Genomic DNA, 18,243 nt, shown 5'->3' on the forward strand with positions numbered 1-18,243 from the left:
TTTTCTAGTATAGAACTTATAAAACACAAATGCCATCTCTTTATAGAGGTGGCATTTATTTGTTATTCAGAATTAGACAATTCACCCACAAGTTATCTGGAGAAGGCGGTGTATTTTCCAAGCGATTATAAGTTTTAAAAGCCGAAATTGCTGATATAACTCCACCTACTAAAAATAAAGTAGATCCACTGACTAATATGATACGACTGACATACGTTTCACGTGCTTCCTCGACTTCCTCCTGTAACGTTGTTGGCATTTGAACTCCCCCTAATCGACATTAATTTTGTAGATAGTATATACAAATGCCTAAAATATGTTAAAATCACTGGATAGTGTTAAGAGGAAGTATATAGTTAGATGTGAATTGTTTGAAAAATCTTCATTATAAATTTATGCTAACTTCACATAGAGCACATATTAACATTGTATTATGTATATGTACCAAATAAATAAAGTGAATTGTATTTCTTTCTGTTTTCAAAAATTTAAAATTCTATTATTTTTATATAAAAGTTTCACATCAGAGTTTTAAATATTTTGGAAATAGATCTAAATAAGAGAAATTCACATAAAAGGGGAATGTCTTATGACAACATATACGAGTGAGATGAGAAAAAGTTTAGTTTCAGAAGAAGATGTAGATATTTTAAAAATTATGGCGCACCCAATCCGCTTACAAATTGTAAATGAATTAAGTACGAGAAAAACTTGTAATGTAACACAATTAACAGAATTACTAAATATTCCACAATCGACTGTTTCACAACATTTATCAAAAATGAAAGGTAAAGTGTTACGAGCTGAGCGAAGAGGATTAGAAATTTATTATCACATTAATAATTTAAAGGCGAGTAAGATTGTAAGTGTTTTAGGATATATAAACTAATGAAGTATTTTCATATAAAATAGCCGCTGCTGATGAGCAGGGGCTATTTTGTGTTGTTTTATGTATTCGTATTTAAAATTTTATAGTTTTTATGATTTACAATTGTTCGCTCGAATTCAAAAGTACCACCGCTTACATTTGTAATTTCAACTAAGACCGATTCAGTATAAAGTTTTAGTACAGATCCTGTAATCTTTAAATTATTTCGTTGAAAAAGTATAGTATCCCCTACGTTTGCTTTCATAGTACCTCCTCATTAAAAACAGAAATATTTTTTTATTATATATATTAAACCACGTATAGATATATTAGTGAATATTTAGTTTTGTTTATCAATAAAATATTTTTTATTTTATAAAAGAGGATGATAAAACAGCTGTAAGTCGTATGGAAACAAAACATTATAAAAGCTGCTTTCGTATTTAATAAGTAGTTTTTTGTATTTCGTCCTTCGTTTTCTGTAACTGATTCCATATTTTTGACGCTCTATCTTGTAAGTGCTTACATAACCGGAAACATCTTATACAATGAAGGTGTTAAATCAAAAGAGGTGGTCAATATGAACATAAAAAAAGAAAACTTAGCGAAAAGCATTGAAATAGAAAGAGGAGGCGGAAAGGTATGAAAAAATCAAATGTTAATCCATGGCTTGTTGTCCTTGGTACAGTCATAGTTCAAATGGGACTTGGTACGATATATACATGGAGTTTATTTAATCAGCCTTTAGTTAGTAAATACGGTTGGAGTCTTAACGCAGTTGCTATAACTTTCTCAATTACGAGTCTTTCCTTAGCATTTTCAACTTTATTTGCGAGTAAATTGCAAGAAAAATGGGGACTTCGTAAGCTTATTATGATAGCTGGGTTAGCATTAGGACTAGGATTAGTACTTAGTTCACAAGCTTCTTCGTTAATATTGCTTTATGTATTAGCAGGGGTTGTTGTAGGTTATGCAGATGGTACAGCATATATCACTTCACTATCCAATTTAATAAAGTGGTTTCCAAAGCGTAAAGGTTTAATTGCTGGAATTTCTGTCTCTGCATATGGTTCGGGTAGCTTAATCTTTAAATATGTTAACGCACAGTTAATTGAATCAGTTGGTGTATCACAAGCATTTATATACTGGGGTTTAATTGTTACAGCTATGATTGTCCTTGGAGCTTGTTTAATCCATCAAGCTGCTGAACAGGGTGCAGTTCATGAAACAAAAACTTATGAATATACAACGAAAGAAATGTTACGTACAAAACAAGTATACTTATTATTTATAATGTTATTTACATCATGTATGAGTGGCTTATACTTAATTGGTATGGTAAAAGACATTGGTGTTCAACTTGTAGGGCTTAGCGCAGCAACAGCAGCTAATGCGGTGGCTATGGTTGCAATCTTCAACACATTAGGTCGTATTATTTTAGGACCGTTATCAGATAAAATCGGCCGTTTAAAAATCGTTACTGGTACTTTTGTTGTTATGGCGAGTTCAGTCTTAGTTTTAAGTTTTGTAGATTTAAATTATGGTATCTACTTCGTATGTGTAGCAAGTGTTGCGTTTTGCTTTGGTGGAAATATCACTATTTTCCCAGCTATCGTTGGTGATTTCTACGGTATGAAAAACCATAGTAAGAACTACGGAATTGTGTATCAAGGATTTGGATTTGGAGCGCTTGCAGGTTCCTTTATCGGTGCACTTCTAGGTGGGTTCAAACCAACATTCATGGTGATCGGCGTACTATGTGTCGTATCATTTATTATCGCAATTTTAATTCAAGCACCTAAGCAGAAAAAAGAACAAGAAGAAGAGTATCGCAGCGTAGCATAAGAATATAAATCTTCTATCACAATATAAATACGAAAAAGCACCCTATTAAATAGGGTGCTTTTTTATGAATTATTGTAACGAGGTTATATAATCTTTGGAGTTTTTTTGAGACAAAAAATTGAGTGAAATACCCATTTGGATTATATTGGAATATTAAAAATGAAACATTAAATTCGAAATACGTATTAAATCTTAAATAATAAACAAGACATACATCAGTTATTGCAAGATATATTTTCTCGGTATTTTCAGAAAAATATTGAGAAAATATATACTTGAGTTTGTGATAATGATGTGTAAATGAAGGTATCTACTGTTAGTCTTTTATAAGTTTAAAAAGGGGAGTATAAATTAAATGTGTAAGATAAGTACTTATTAATGCTTTTAGATGTAATTGTATTGAGAATCACTAAAATGTTTTATCTGAAAAATAAAAATAGGTTGACAAGTTTATTGAGAAAGATTATCATTTCGTTGTAAGAATATTAATTGAAAAATATTATCAATAAATAATAATTTGATGAAAAGTACACTTGACCAATTAGTTTAGTAAGTGTATTATTTTTTACATCGATAATGATAATCATTATCATTATTTGTTTAATTAGATTAATTTTCAAATGAAAGGATAGAGGAAATGAACTTAGGGGAATTTGTTGGAAAAACGGTTTTAGTAACAGGTGCAGCCCGAGGTATAGGTAGTGTTGTTGCCAAAATGTTTTTAGAAAGAGGAGCTACAGTTATTGCTGTTGATCAAAATGAAGAAGGGTTAAACGAACTCTTAAATGAAACACGTATGAAAATGTTTCGTTTGGATGTGAGTGATAGTAACGCTGTTGAAGATATAGTAAATCGTATTGAAAATGATATAGCACCGATAGATATATTAGTAAATGTTGCAGGGGTTTTACGTATGGGAGCGATTCACTCTTTAAGTGATGAAGATTGGAATAAAACATTCTCTGTAAATTCTACAGGCGTTTTCTATATGTCCCGAGCAGTAAGTAAACGTATGATGCAAAGAAAGTCAGGGGCAATTGTTACAGTTGGTTCAAATGCAGCAAATACCCCGAGAATCGAGATGGCTGCGTATGCTGCATCAAAAGCTGCAACGACGATGTTTATGAAATGTTTAGGATTAGAACTTGCAGCGTATAACATTCGCTGTAACTTAGTTTCTCCAGGCTCGACTGAAACTGAAATGCAAAGGTTACTATGGACTGATGAGAATGGAGCAAAAAATATAATTGCTGGTTCTCAAAGTACATATAGACTCGGTATACCGTTACAAAAAATTGCACAACCTTCAGAAGTTGCTGAAGCGGTATTGTTTTTAGCTTCAGATAAAGCGAGCCATATTACAATGCATAATTTATGTGTCGATGGCGGAGCTACATTAGGCGTTTAATAAAAAATCAGGGGGTCACTATACTATGAATGAATTGACGGCTGTAAAGGAACTGTCAGAAAAATTACTAGAAGATTATAAGACTGAATCTTCATTCTTTTTCGCTTCACCAACGCGAACGATATTGACAGAAGGAGAGTTTACTACAGTAAAGCATCGTGAAATTGAAAGTTTTCCAGAACTAGTACAGGCGTTATTACGTAATGCAAAACAAGCTGGAAATCCGAATCCTATCGTTGTTGGTGCCTTGCCATTTGATCGTAGAAAAGAAGTTCAACTTATCATACCAGAAGATAGCAGAATTTCTGAGCGTTTACAATTGGAAACAACAAATCAGTTTGAAACAAACGAGAACTTAACTTTTGAAATGACGCCTGTACCAGATCCAGGAGTGTATATGAATGGTGTGAAGCAAGGAATTCAAAAAATACAAGACGGTGATTTAAAGAAAATCGTTCTATCTAGATCGTTAGATGTTAAATCTTCCGAAAAGATTGATAAGCAAAAACTTCTTCGAGAATTAGCAGAGCATAATAAGCACGGTTATACATTTGCTGTGAATTTACCGAAAGAGGAAAACGAGGATAGTAAGACATTAATAGGAGCAAGCCCTGAATTACTCGTTTCACGTAATGGTATGCAAGTTACTTCTAATCCATTAGCGGGTTCAAGACCACGTAGTGATGATCCAGTGGAAGATAAAAGAAGAGCAGAGGAATTACTTTCTTCTCCAAAAGATTTACATGAACATGCGGTAGTAGTGGAAGCGGTTGCCGCAGCACTTCGTCCGTACTGTCATACATTACATGTTCCAGAAAAACCATCTGTTATTCATAGTGAAGCGATGTGGCATTTATCTACTGAAGTGAAAGGGGAACTAAAGGATCCAAATACTACTTCTTTAGAATTAGCAATTGCTCTTCATCCTACGCCAGCAGTTTGCGGAACGCCGATGGAAGAAGCGAGAGAGGCGATTCAAAAAATTGAGCCATTTGACCGTGAATTCTTTACAGGAATGCTAGGGTGGAGCGATTTAAATGGGGACGGTGAATGGATTGTTACAATTCGCTGTGCGGAAGTGCAAGAAAATTCACTTCGATTATTTGCAGGAGCGGGAGTTGTTGCTGAGTCAAAACCAGAAGATGAGTTAGCAGAAACATCAGCTAAGTTCCAAACAATGCTAAAGGCTCTAGGGTTAAGTGATAATTCACTGAATGAAAAATAGGGGGAAGAAAGAATGTTAACAGGTTATACAAAGTGGCCAAAAGAATTTGCTGATTGTTATCGAGAGGAAGGGTGTTGGCTTGGTGAAACATTTGGCGGGATGTTAAGAGAGCGGGCTGAAAAATATGGAGATCAAATTGCAGTTGTAAGTGGTAATACGCATATAACGTATAGTGAACTTGATAAAAAAGTAGATCGTTTAGCATCAGGTTTACTGAATTTAGGAATAAAGCAAGAAGATCGAGTTGTAATCCAACTACCTAACGTTATCGAGTTTTTTGAAATATGTTTTGCGCTATTTCGAATTGGAGCTCTTCCTGTTTTTGCACTACCTTCACATCGAAGCAGTGAAATTAGTTATTTTTGTGAGTTTGGTGAGGCGAGTGCTTACGTTATTTCAGATAAGGCTCTCGGCTTTGATTATCGAAAACTAGCAAGAGAAGTGAAAGAGAAAGTGCCAACTTTACAACATGTAGTTGTAGTGGGAGAAGAAGAAGAGTTCCTAAACATAAATGATCTGTATATAGATCCCGTTCCATTACCAGAAGTTCAGCCAAGTGATGTTGCGTTTCTCCAATTATCAGGAGGGACAACAGGACTTTCTAAATTAATTCCTAGAACACATGATGACTATATTTATAGTTTACGTGTTAGCGCTGAAATTTGTAATTTGAATGCAGAAAGCGTCTATATGGCAGTTCTACCAGTAGCGCACAATTACCCAATGAGTTCTCCAGGTACATTTGGAACTTTCTATGCGGGTGGAAAAGTTGTGCTGGCGACTGGAGGTAGTCCAGATGAGGCATTTGCACTTATTGAAAAAGAAAAAGTTACGATTACTGCTCTCGTGCCACCATTAGCAATGATATGGCTTGATGCTGCATCCTCTCGTAATAATGATTTATCGAGCCTAGAAGTGATTCAAGTAGGTGGAGCGAAATTTAGTGCTGAGGTTGCAAAACGTATACACCCTACATTTGGATGTACGTTACAGCAAGTGTTCGGTATGGCAGAAGGGTTAGTAAATTACACAAGATTAAATGATCCTGAAGAAATCATTATTCATACGCAAGGGAGACCGATGTCTACATTCGATGAGGTAAGGGTTGTTGATGAAAATGATAACGATGTAAAACCTGGTGAAGTAGGTAGTTTATTAACACGAGGGCCCTATACAATTCGTGGTTATTATAAAGCAGAAGAGCATAATGCACGAGCATTTACAAAGGATGGTTTTTATCGAACGGGTGATCTTGTAAAAATAAATGAACAAGGTTACATCATAGTAGAAGGAAGAGATAAAGATCAAATTAACCGTGGTGGTGAGAAAGTTGCTGCGGAAGAAGTTGAAAATCATCTATTAGCACATGATGCAGTGCATGATGTAGCAATTGTATCGATGCCTGACGATTATTTAGGAGAACGTACTTGTGCATTTGTAATAGCTCGCGGACAAGCTCCGGCAGTAAGTGAATTAAAAATGTTTTTAAGAGAACGCGGTATAGCTGCTTATAAGATTCCAGATCGAATTGAATTTATTGAATCATTCCCGCAAACAGGTGTGGGAAAAGTGAGCAAAAAAGAATTACGTAAAGTCATTGCTGAAAAACTTATTACGGTATAACGATAAATAATATAAAAATTGGAAGGAAGTGATTAGATGGCTATCCCATCTATTTCAGTATACAAAATGCCAGTTGAATCAGAACTACCAAAAAATAAAGTGAACTGGACACCAGATCCGAAGCGTGCGGTTCTTCTAATCCATGACATGCAAGAATATTTTCTTGATGCATATAGCGATAAAGAATCACCAAAAGTAGAACTCATTTCAAATATTAAGGTAATAAGAGAAAAATGTAAGGAACTTGGTATACCAGTTGTTTATACAGCGCAACCAGGTGGACAAACGTTAGAACAACGAGGATTATTACAAGACTTCTGGGGTGACGGTATTCCTGCTGGACCAGATAAAAAGAAAATTGTCGATGAACTTTCCCCTAATGAGGATGATATATTCTTAACAAAATGGAGATATAGTGCATTTAAAAAGACAAATCTATTAGAAATTTTAAATGAACAAGGAAGAGATCAACTCATTATTTGTGGTATTTATGCGCATATTGGCTGCCTTTTAACAGCTTGTGAAGCGTTTATGGATGGTATAGAGCCGTTCTTTGTAGCAGATGCAGTGGCGGATTTTTCATTAGGGCATCATAAGCAAGCATTGGAGTATGCGTCTAGTAGATGTGCAGTAACGACATCCACCCACTTACTGTTAAAAGATTTACAAAGTGTAAAAGGTGATAAGAGTGAAGGGATTACTTTACAGGAAGTACATGAACTAGTTGCACAATTACTTCGTGAACCAGTAGAAAGTATTGAGACTGATGAAGATTTATTAAATAGAGGACTTGATTCGGTCAGAATTATGAGTTTAGTAGAGAAGTGGCGTCGCGAAGGAAAAGAAATCACTTTTGCGGATTTAGCAGAGAACCCAACCGTTGTTGATTGGTACCGCTTATTATCTCTGCAAACAGAACATGTACTTTAATATAGACTACATAATAAAGGGGTAGTAAAGAATGCCTAATAGTCAAAAGGTTCGTCATTCATTATCATCTGCGCAGACTGGTATGTGGTTTGCGCAGCAATTAGATCCACGTAATCCGATTTATAATACTGGAGAATATGTAGAAATAAACGGAAATATTAATCAAGATATTTTTGAATTAGCAGTACGTAAAGTTGTAATGGAAGCAGAAGCGCTGCATGTTCGCTTCGAAGAGGATGAAATTGGTCCATGGCAAGTTATTGAAGAATTACAGTTTCAAATGCACTTTATTGACGTTCGTAAAGAAGAAAATCCTGAAGAAGCTGCTAAAGTATGGATGAAAAATGATTTATCTATGCCAGTCGATTTGAAAACAGATACATTATTTACTGAAGCACTTATTCAAGTTGAAAATAATCGTTTCTTTTGGTATCAGCGCATCCATCACATTGTGATGGATGGCTATGGATTTTCACTTCTTAGCCAAAAGGTAGCGAAAGAGTATACAACACTTATAGAAGAAACAAATAAGAAAGAGAAGCCATTTGGTTCTCTTTCAAAGATTGTACAAGAAGATATTGAATATCGTGAGTCGAAACAATTTCAGGAAGATCGTACTTTTTGGTTAGAGAAGTTTGCAGATGAACCAGAAGTTGTAAGTTTAGCAGAACGAGCGCCGAGAACATCAAATGGATTTTTACGAGAAACAGCTTATTTATCCAGTTCTAGCACGAAAACTTTACTAGAAGATATCAATATTTCTTTAACAAGTTGGCCAGAATTTATTGTCGCTGTAACAAGTATTTATATGCATAAGTTAACAGGTGCAAATGATATTGTTTTAGGCTTACCGATGATGGGGCGTCTCGGTTCTGCATCTATTCATACACCGAGTATGGTAATGAATTTAGTACCACTTCGTCTCACTGTAACTCCAAATATAACTATTACAGAATTAGTACAGCAAGTTTCTAAAGAAATTCGAGATGTACGTCGTCATCATAAATACCGTCATGAGGAATTAAGAAGAGACTTAAAGTTACTAGGTGAAAACCAAAGATTATTTGGACCATTAGTGAATGTGATGCCTTTTGATTATGGACTTAATTTTGCTGGGAATCGCGGGATAACACATAATTTATCAGCAGGACCTGTCGATGATTTATCGATAAATGTTTATAAACGTTTCGATGAAAATGAGCTAATGATTCATTTTGATGCGAACCCAGAAGTATATAATGGTGCGGAACTAGCATTGCATAAAGAAAGATTTATGAATGTATTAGAATTAGTGATAAATGATTATGAAAAAGATGCGTCGATTGGAAGCATAAACATTACTCTTCCTGAAGAAAATCAAAAAGTTTTATTCGAATGGAATGAAACTAAAGAAGTTGAAGAGTTAATCTCTTTACCTATATTATTCGAAAAACAAGTACAAAAAAATCCAAATAAAATAGCAGTAACTTGTAACGGAATAAATCTTACGTATAAAGAGCTAAATGAACGAGCGAATGAACTAGCACACTATTTAGTAGAAGAAGGAATAGGGCCAAATCAGTTTGTAGCTTTAGTATTTCCAAGATCAACGGAAATGGTAGTTAGTATGCTAGCAGTTTTAAAGGCTGGTGCAGCGTATTTACCAATAGATCCAGAATATCCAGCCGAGCGAATAAGTTATATAGTAAATGATGCAAAACCAGCTTGTATTATAACGCATTCATCTGTTACATCAACTTTATTTATAGAAAATGATATGAAAAAAATTGAATTAGATCGTGAAGAAACAGAACAAGCGTTAAAAGCATATTCTCATTTGAATCTACCATTTAGAAATGATGAATCACTTTTAAACCCAGCTTATACAATTTATACTTCAGGATCAACCGGCAATCCAAAAGGTGTAATTGTTCCTATGAAAGCTTTAAGTAACTTTTTATTGGCTATGGATGATATGTTTTCATTACATGAAAACGATCATTTATTAGCAGTTACAACATTTGCGTTTGATATTTCAGCTCTCGAAATTTATTTACCTCTTATTAGTGGTGCAAGTTTAACAATCGCACAAAAAGAAGTAATTCAAGAACCTTCTGCGTTAACGGCATTGTTACAAAAAGAAAGAGTGACAATTATGCAAGCTACACCGACGCTTTGGCAGGCGTTAGTAACGGAATATCCAGAGAAGCTACAAGGACTAAATGTGCTCGTAGGTGGCGAAGCACTTCCAGCCCATTTAGCAAAAACATTAAAAGAATTAGGTTGTACTATTACAAACTTATATGGACCAACTGAAACGACGATTTGGTCTACTGTCATGAACATCGATGAAAGAGAAAGTGGTATACCTCCTATCGGAAAGCCGATTTGTAGTACAGCTGTATATGTATTAGATGCAGGGTTACAACCAGTACCACCTGGAGTAATTGGTGAATTATATATTGCAGGGGAAGGGCTTGCAAGCGGATATTTAGGAAAAACAGAGTTAACGGCTGAACGTTTTGTTGCAAATCCTTATGGAGAACGAGGGCAGCGCATGTACCGTACAGGTGATCTAGTAAAATGGCGCAATGATGGTGTGTTAGAATATGTGAGCCGCGCAGATCATCAAATTAAAATTCGTGGTTTTCGAATTGAATTAGCTGAAATTGAAATGGTATTACAACGACATGAAAATATTAAGCAAGCAGTAGTAATGGTACGAGAAGACCGCCCAAATGATAAGCGAATCATTGCGTATATCGTTGCCGAAGAGAAGGAAACGATTAATCTTTCCGAAATTCGTTCTTATGTTTCAGAAAGTTTAGCGAATTATATGGTACCATCAGCGTTTGTGTTGTTAGAAGAATTACCATTAACACCAAATGGAAAAGTTGATAGAAAGAAATTACCAGCTCCTGATTTTAATGAAATGAATAAGGAGAGAGTTGCTAGAAATCCGAAGGAAGAAATATTATGTGATTTATTTGCAGAAGTACTTGGTGTTTCTCGTATTAGCATTGATGATAATTTCTTTGAAATGGGGGGCCATTCGCTTCTTGCATCTCGTTTAATGGCAAGAATTCGTGAAACGTTAAGTGTCGAATTAGGAATTGGAAAACTATTTGGATCGCCAACTGTCGCTGAACTAGCGAAGCAACTGGATGGAGCAAAAAATGCACGACCAGCTATTCAGAAAGTAAGTAGACCAAGTGAAGTTCCACTTTCATTTGCACAGCGTAGGTTATGGTTCTTAAATTGTTTAGAAGGTCCAAGCCCTACATATAATATCCCGCTAGTCATTCGTTTGTATGGAAAGTTGAACGAGGAAGCATTGCAAGGTGCTTTTTATGATGTAGTCGAGAAACATGAAACACTGAGAACAATTTTCCCTAACGTATTAGGTAGTTCCTATCAGAAAATTTTAAATATGGAAAATATAAATCTAGCAATGATTAAAACAAAAACATGTAAAGAGGAATTAGAAAGTGTGCTTGCTGAGGCGGTAAGATATAGCTTTAACCTCGATGTTGAACCAGCAGTTCGTTTGCATCTATTTACAGTGAATGAAAATGAACATGTATTACTAATACTATTGCACCATATTGTAGGGGATGGCTGGTCATTACAACCGTTAACGAGAGATTTTACAACGGCATATAAAGCGCGATGTCAAGGTGAAAGAGCGCAGCTGGAGACACTTCCAGTTCAATACGCAGATTATGCACTTTGGCAACAGCAATTGTTAGGTGATGAAACTACAGAAAAGAGTCTCATTTCAACACAATTAGAGTTTTGGAAGAAAGAGCTAAAGGGGTTACCAGATCAATTGGAGCTACCTACAGATTACCAGCGTCCAATTGAAACGAGTTATCGAGGAGAAACAATTCATTTTCAAATAGATGCGGGTATGCATAGTAGGTTAGTAGAACTTGCACGGAAAAACGGAGTTAGTTTGTTTATGGTGTTGCAAGCAGGACTTAGTGCGCTATTTACAAGATTAGGTGCAGGTACTGACATACCAATCGGTAGTCCGATTGCTGGAAGGAACGATGATGCACTCTCTGACATAGTCGGTTTATTTGTAAATACATTAGTGTTGCGTACAAATACATCAGGAGATCCAAGTTTTAAAGAATTATTGAATAGAGTGAAGCAAGTAAATCTTGCAGCTTATGAAAATCAAGATGTGCCATTTGAACGACTTGTTGAAGTGTTAAACCCAGTACGTACTCGAAATAGTCATCCGCTGTTTCAAGTTATGTTAGCTTTCCAAAATACGCCAGAAGCAACCTTTGATGCTCCTGATATAGAAGCGAACCTTGAAATTCAAAGCGTCGGCTCTGCAAAATTTGATCTAACATTTGAAATTAGCGAGAGTAACGGCGTTGATGGTACTCCAAACGGCTTACACGGATTATTAGAGTTTAGTACTGATTTATATAAACGTGAAACGGTGCAAAAATTAATAGAACGATACATTTTGTTATTAGATGATGCGGTAGAGAATCCGGATCAATCAATTGGTAGATTAGAAATTTTAACGTTAGCAGAGAAAAATACAGTGTTAGAAAAGTGGAATGGTGGTTTTCAAATTGTACCAGAAATGACATTATCACAATTATTTGAAAAGCAGGCTCATATAAATCCAAATGCTATTGCTGTCATCTTTGAAGATGAAAAGTTAACTTATGAAGAGTTAAATAAAAAAGCGAATAAAATAGCTCGTTTGTTAATAGCAAAAGGAATTGGTCCTGATCAACTCGTTGCTTTAGCAATGCCGAGGTCTTTAAATATGGTTGTGAGTTTACTTGCGGTTCTTAAAGCAGGAGCAGGTTATCTTCCATTAGATCCAGATTACCCGTCTGATCGTATTTCATTTATGCTCCACGATGCGAAACCATCATGTGTTTTAACAAATTCAAATGTGGAAATTGAATGTGATGAGAAACTAAAAATTTTAGTTGATGATGAAAAAGTAATAAAAGAAATTGAGAAATATAGTGAAGATAATATTGATGAAATGGAGCGTGTGAAGCCGTTAACTCCATCACATGTTGCTTACGTTATTTATACGTCAGGCTCAACAGGTAGACCGAAAGGCGTTATGATACCTCATCAAAACGTAGTAAGACTTTTAGGAGCAACTGATCATTGGTTCCAATTTGACGCGAACGATGTGTGGACGATGTTCCATTCCTATGCTTTTGATTTCTCAGTTTGGGAAATTTGGGGACCTTTATTATATGGAGGGCGTCTAGTCGTAGTACCACATACTGTAAGTCGTTCGCCGAAAGAATTTTTACAACTTCTAGTTAAGGAAAAGGTTACTGTTTTAAACCAAACTCCATCAGCGTTCTATCAATTGATGCAAGCAGATCGTGAAAATGAAGAGATTGGCCAAAAATTATCTTTACGATATGTTGTTTTTGGAGGAGAAGCACTTGAGCTAAGTCGATTAGAAGATTGGTATAGTCGACATTCTCATAACGCACCAAAACTTATTAATATGTACGGTATTACGGAGACGACAGTACATGTTAGTTATATTGAATTAGATGAAACAATCGTCTCTTTACGCGCGAATAGTTTAATTGGTTGCAGTATACCAGATCTTAAAGTATACGTATTAGACAACTACTTACAACCAGTGCCACCTGGAGTAGTTGGAGAAATGTATGTTGCAGGTGCAGGGCTTGCTCGTGGGTATTTAGGAAGAGCAGGATTAACAGCTGAGCGCTTTATCGCAGATCCATTTGGTAAGCCTAGTACAAGAATGTATCGTACAGGAGACTTAGCGCGTTGGCGTAAAGATGGGACGCTAGATTATATAGGGCGTGCAGATCACCAAATAAAAATTCGTGGATTCCGAATTGAATTAGGGGAAATAGAAGCGGTCATAATGAAACACCCTAAAGTTCAGCAAGTAGCCGTTATTGTACGGGAAGATCAACCAGGGGATAAACGGTTAGTTTCTTATATCGTCGCATCTAATAATGAAATGATTGATACGAATGAAATGCGTCAGTATGCTGGATGTAGTTTACCAGATTACATGGTTCCGTATGCTTTTGTAGTAGTAAATGAGTTACCTTTAACTCCAAACGGTAAATTAGATAGAAAGGCATTGCCAGTTCCAGAATTTATTGCATCATCTTCTAGTCGTGGACCAAGAACACCGCAAGAAGAAATGTTATGTGACTTATTTACAGAGATTTTAAGTGTACCTCAAATAGGAATTGATGACGGATTCTTTGATTTGGGTGGTCATTCACTTCTTGCGGTGCAGCTTATGAGCCGAATTAAAGAAGCGCTTGGAGTGGAATTAAATATTGGAACTTTATTTGCAGCACCAACCGTTGCGGGATTAGCTGAGAGACTTGAAATGGGAAATGGTCAAAGTGCACTTGATGTGTTGCTTCCATTACGAGCAAGCGGAGACCAATTACCACTATTTTGTGTACATCCAGCAGGTGGATTAAGTTGGTGCTATGCCGGACTTATGAAATCTTTAGGAACAGATTATCCAATCTACGGTGTCCAAGCACGTGGAATCGCTAAAAATGAAGAACTTCCAAAAAGTTTGGAGGAAATGGCGAAGGATTATTTAAAACACGTTCGTGAAGTACAGCCCCACGGACCATATCGTTTACTTGGCTGGTCGCTCGGGGGAAATGTTGTTCATGCAATGGCGTCGCAACTACAAAATGAAGGAGAAGAAGTAGAATTACTCGTTATGCTGGATTCTTATCCAGGTCATTTCTTACCGAATACGGAAGCACCTACTGAAGAAGAAGCGTTAATCGCATTACTTGCTTTAGGTGGATATGATCCAGATAACATGGATGGTAAACCACTTACGATGGAAAGTGCAGTAGAAATACTCCGTAAAGATGGAAGTGCATTAGCAAGTCTTGAAGAAGAGACGATTTTAAATTTGAAAGAAACGTATGTAAATTCGGTAGGGTTGTTAGGGAAATATGTACCGAAAGTTTATAACGGAGATATATTATTCTTTAGATCTACTGTTATACCAGAATGGTTTGATCCTATTTCTCCAAATACGTGGTTAAATTATTTAGACGGGGAAATAGTGCAACACGATATTGATTGTAGACATAAAGATTTATGTCAGCCAGGTCCGCTTACAGAAATTGGACAAGTATTAGCGAAATATTTGCAGAATAAGAAAGGGGTAAGTACAGTATGACGAATCCGTTTGAAAATGATAACTACACATATAAAGTATTAAAAAATGAGGAGGGCCAGCATTCTCTCTGGCCTGTCTTTCTTGATGTACCTATTGGATGGAATATCGTACATGAAGAAGCTAGTAGGCATGATTGCTTACAATATGTTGAGAATAACTGGACAGATTTGAATCCAAAAAGTAATCAAGTTGGCGAAAAAATATTAGTAGGAAAACGATAATGAAGGCAAAAATAAATCCGAAAGTAGTTGTAAGTGTCGTATATATAACAGCGATGTTTATGGCTGCGATGGATGCAACAATTGTGAACGTAGCACTACAAACGATAAGTAAAGAACTACAAGTGCCGCCATCCGCGATGGGGATAGTTAATGTTGGGTATTTAGTTAGCCTAGCTGTTTTCCTTCCAATTTCCGGTTGGTTAGGAGATCGTTTCGGTACGAAAAGGGTATTTCTAACCGCTCTATTCGTATTTACAACTGCGTCAGCATTATGCGGAGTAGCGAACGATATTACTTCATTGAATATTTTTCGTGTTATGCAAGGTGCTGGTGGGGGGCTTTTAACACCAGTTGGGATGGCGATGTTATTCCGAACATTTTCACCAGAGGAAAGACCGAAAATTTCTCGGTTTATTGTGTTACCAATTGCTGTGGCACCAGCAGTAGGACCAATTATTGGCGGTTTCTTTGTAGACCAAATGTCTTGGCGCTGGGCATTTTATATTAATTTACCATTTGGAATCGTAGTGTTACTATTCGGTCTACTATTTTTAAAAGAGCATATTGAAAAATCAGCTGGTCGCTTTGATTCTCTAGGTTTTGTACTTTCAGCACCAGGATTTGCGATGCTAATTTATGCACTTAGTCAAGGACCATCAAAAGGCTGGGTTTCTTCAGAGATTATAAGTACTGGGATAGCTGGGGTTGTATTTATTACATTGTTCATCGTTGTAGAACTTAGAGTAAAGCAACCGATGTTAGATTTACGATTATTAAAAGAACCAGTCTTTAGAAAAATGAGTCTTATTTCATTGTTTTCATCAGCTGGTTTACTAGGAATGTTATTTATTTTTCCGCTTATGTATCAAAATGTAATAGGAGTTTCCGCATTGGAATCAGGTCTTACGACATTTCCAGAGGCGATTGGGTTAATGATATCGTCACAGATTGTACCATGGTCATATAAGAAATTAGGAGCTCGTAAAGTAATTTCTATTGGCTTAATTTGTACGGCGATTATCTTCGTTTTATTAAGTTTTGTAAACCACGATACGAATCCATGGCAAATACGGGCATTATTGTTTGGCATCGGTATTTTCTTAGGTCAGTCTGTTGGAGCAGTTCAATTTTCTGCATTTAACAATATTACGCCACCTTCTATGGGGAGAGCGACTACTATATTCAATGTGCAAAATCGATTAGGTTCAGCGATAGGAGTTGCTGTTTTAGCTAGTATACTAGCCGGTTTTGGAAATAACAGTGCACAACATAATGCTCATTCAGATTTCTTGCCATATCAAGCGGCATTAATTGGATCAGCAATGTTTTTACTCGTAGCATTACTATTTTCTTTACGTATTTCTGATAAAGAGGTAATGTCAAAGAAGAAAGAAAAAATGTTATCCGTATCAAAAAAACAGAAAGCACTTGTCAATGAATAACAATTGATATTCGTTGTATAAAGGAGAGTTTACATGATAGAAAGTAAAGTTGTAGATTCTATACCAACTCTTAATGAGAATGATTGTCAAATATGGTGGGGAAGAATTTCAGATTTACAATCATGGCATTACAATTTACTAAATGACGTTGAACGAGAGAAAGCAAATTCATATCATCATTCGGCAGATCGTGCCCGTTTTATAATAGGTTGCGTAATTAGTAGATTAGTTCTTGGGAAGATACTTTCTATGTCGCCAGTGCAAGTGCCGATTGATCGAATGTGCCCAGTATGTAAATTACAACATGGCAGACCGCAATTACCAGAAGGAATGCCGCAGTTATCGGTTTCACATTCAGGTGAGTGGGTTGTTGTTGCATTTACAAAGTCTGCACCTGTAGGCGTTGATGTTGAACAAATGAATCCAAATGTAGATGTTATGAAAATGGCAGAAGGCGTATTAACAGACATTGAAATAGCGCAAGTTATGAAATTACCTAATGAACAGAAAATAGAAGGTTTTTTAACATATTGGACTAGAAAAGAAGCAGTGCTCAAAGCGACAGGTGAAGGACTAATGATTCCACCAGTGGATATTACTATCTCAGCTCCAAATGATCCTCCAAACTTGTTAGTTTTTAAGGATAGACATGAGTTAGTAGAAACTACAATGATTGAAGATATAAGACCAAGTGTAGATTATATGGCTTCCATTGCAATATTTAGTAAAGAAGTAACTAAAATCACACAGATAGACGCAGTAGAGCTTTTAAATTATAAATAAGTTTAATAAAATATCTTATAGAAGAGGTGTTCCTCATGTTAGTAGCGGAAAATAGAAAAAATGAATTCACTTATAATGTACAAGCAATTAAAAATATTTTATTTGCTGGAGATACATCATCTATTCATGCTTTAGAAAAGTTATTGAATGATACAGTTCAGTTTGATGTCCTCGAACAAGAGGTACTTGATAGACAATACATCCCGAAAGAAGCAAAGAATTTCTTTGATAAAAACGGAACATTTCTTTACCGTGTATCTCATGTTAGTTATAAAGGAAAAGTGTTATCTGAAAATCTAATTTTTGCGGACACTTCGTTTTTACCAAATACAATTAAGAGTGAATTAGAGAGTGGAAACATTCCAGTTGAAAAACTTATAGAAAGGATGAAAGTAAGAAGAAACGTATTATACGAAGGGTATCAGCCTTCTGGAAATATTATTGAATTGTTTGATGGATGTTCTGTTACAGCGAATGTGTATCCAACAAGAAAATATCAAATTGTAAGTAACTGCAAATGTATATTTTATATTTGTGAAGTGTATCATGCAGAGAATATAAAGGAATTACTAAATTAAAACAAGAAACCAGCCTATAAAATGGCTGGTTTCTTGTCAGAGTGTTGGGAAACCCTTTAGGGTTCCCAACACTCTGGAATATTTATGATTTTAATGAAAGAAAACCATATAAAATCATAAACATGAAAAAA

General features: G+C 35.7%; 13 protein-coding genes. 11 read left to right on the forward strand and 2 right to left on the reverse strand.

What is annotated here, in order from left to right; translation table 11 throughout:
- Positions 1-55: 55 nt before the first annotated feature.
- On the reverse strand, positions 56-259 hold the full coding sequence (locus ACUXEY_RS16705) for a hypothetical protein (RefSeq protein WP_461301162.1): 204 nt from the start codon (positions 257-259) through the stop codon (positions 56-58).
- A 330-nt stretch (positions 260-589) separates the two neighbouring features.
- On the opposite strand from ACUXEY_RS16705, the gene ACUXEY_RS16710 reads away from it, so the two are divergent.
- Complete coding sequence (locus tag ACUXEY_RS16710) at positions 590-889, forward strand: ArsR/SmtB family transcription factor (protein ID WP_000214798.1); 300 nt, start codon at positions 590-592, stop codon at positions 887-889.
- A 58-nt stretch (positions 890-947) separates the two neighbouring features.
- Here ACUXEY_RS16710 and ACUXEY_RS16715 read toward each other — a convergent pair whose 3' ends face one another.
- Entirely contained in the window at positions 948-1,133 is a 186-nt protein-coding gene (locus ACUXEY_RS16715; protein WP_000646794.1) for a YkvS family protein, read from the reverse strand.
- A 377-nt stretch (positions 1,134-1,510) separates the two neighbouring features.
- On the opposite strand from ACUXEY_RS16715, the gene ACUXEY_RS16720 reads away from it, so the two are divergent.
- The 10 genes from ACUXEY_RS16720 to ACUXEY_RS16765 all read left to right on the forward strand — a co-directional run bounded on the left by ACUXEY_RS16720 (position 1,511) and on the right by ACUXEY_RS16765 (position 18,112).
- Positions 1,511-2,713 (forward strand): L-lactate MFS transporter, encoded by a 1,203-nt coding sequence (locus tag ACUXEY_RS16720; protein WP_461301163.1) that lies wholly within the window; start codon positions 1,511-1,513, stop codon positions 2,711-2,713.
- 637 nt (positions 2,714-3,350) lie between these two features.
- Positions 3,351-4,121: a 2,3-dihydro-2,3-dihydroxybenzoate dehydrogenase gene (gene dhbA, locus ACUXEY_RS16725; protein ID WP_429601400.1), complete on the forward strand. Its 771-nt coding sequence runs from the start codon at positions 3,351-3,353 to the stop codon at positions 4,119-4,121.
- A 25-nt stretch (positions 4,122-4,146) separates the two neighbouring features.
- Positions 4,147-5,346 carry an isochorismate synthase DhbC gene (gene dhbC, locus ACUXEY_RS16730; protein ID WP_461301164.1) on the forward strand — a complete coding sequence of 400 codons (1,200 nt, stop codon included), beginning with the start codon at positions 4,147-4,149 and terminating at the stop codon, positions 5,344-5,346.
- Between the two features lie 12 nt (positions 5,347-5,358).
- Positions 5,359-6,969 (forward strand): (2,3-dihydroxybenzoyl)adenylate synthase, encoded by a 1,611-nt coding sequence (locus ACUXEY_RS16735; RefSeq protein WP_461301165.1) that lies wholly within the window; start codon positions 5,359-5,361, stop codon positions 6,967-6,969.
- 36 nt (positions 6,970-7,005) lie between these two features.
- A complete protein-coding gene (locus tag ACUXEY_RS16740; RefSeq protein ID WP_461301166.1) occupies positions 7,006-7,899 on the forward strand; it encodes an isochorismatase family protein in 894 nt (297 codons plus the stop codon).
- Positions 7,900-7,930: 31 nt separating this feature from the next.
- A complete protein-coding gene (gene dhbF, locus ACUXEY_RS16745; protein WP_461301167.1) occupies positions 7,931-15,088 on the forward strand; it encodes a non-ribosomal peptide synthetase DhbF in 7,158 nt (2,385 codons plus the stop codon).
- Positions 15,085-15,309, forward strand: coding sequence for an MbtH family protein (locus tag ACUXEY_RS16750; RefSeq protein WP_461301168.1), 225 nt, complete (start codon positions 15,085-15,087; stop codon positions 15,307-15,309). Before dhbF ends, ACUXEY_RS16750 begins: the two co-directional genes overlap by 4 nt.
- Positions 15,309-16,751 carry an MDR family MFS transporter gene (locus tag ACUXEY_RS16755; protein WP_461301169.1) on the forward strand — a complete coding sequence of 481 codons (1,443 nt, stop codon included), beginning with the start codon at positions 15,309-15,311 and terminating at the stop codon, positions 16,749-16,751. Before ACUXEY_RS16750 ends, ACUXEY_RS16755 begins: the two co-directional genes overlap by 1 nt.
- Positions 16,752-16,784: 33 nt before the next feature.
- Positions 16,785-17,534, forward strand: coding sequence for a 4'-phosphopantetheinyl transferase Sfp (gene sfp / locus ACUXEY_RS16760; RefSeq protein WP_429601395.1), 750 nt, complete (start codon positions 16,785-16,787; stop codon positions 17,532-17,534).
- Between the two features lie 35 nt (positions 17,535-17,569).
- The gene (locus ACUXEY_RS16765) at positions 17,570-18,112 is read left to right on the forward strand and encodes a cold-shock protein (protein ID WP_429601394.1); all 543 of its coding nucleotides are present in this window, start codon (positions 17,570-17,572) and stop codon (positions 18,110-18,112) included.
- The last annotated feature ends 131 nt before the right edge of the window (positions 18,113-18,243 follow it).

The organism is Bacillus sp. F9_6S_D1_P_5 (genome assembly GCF_054823925.1).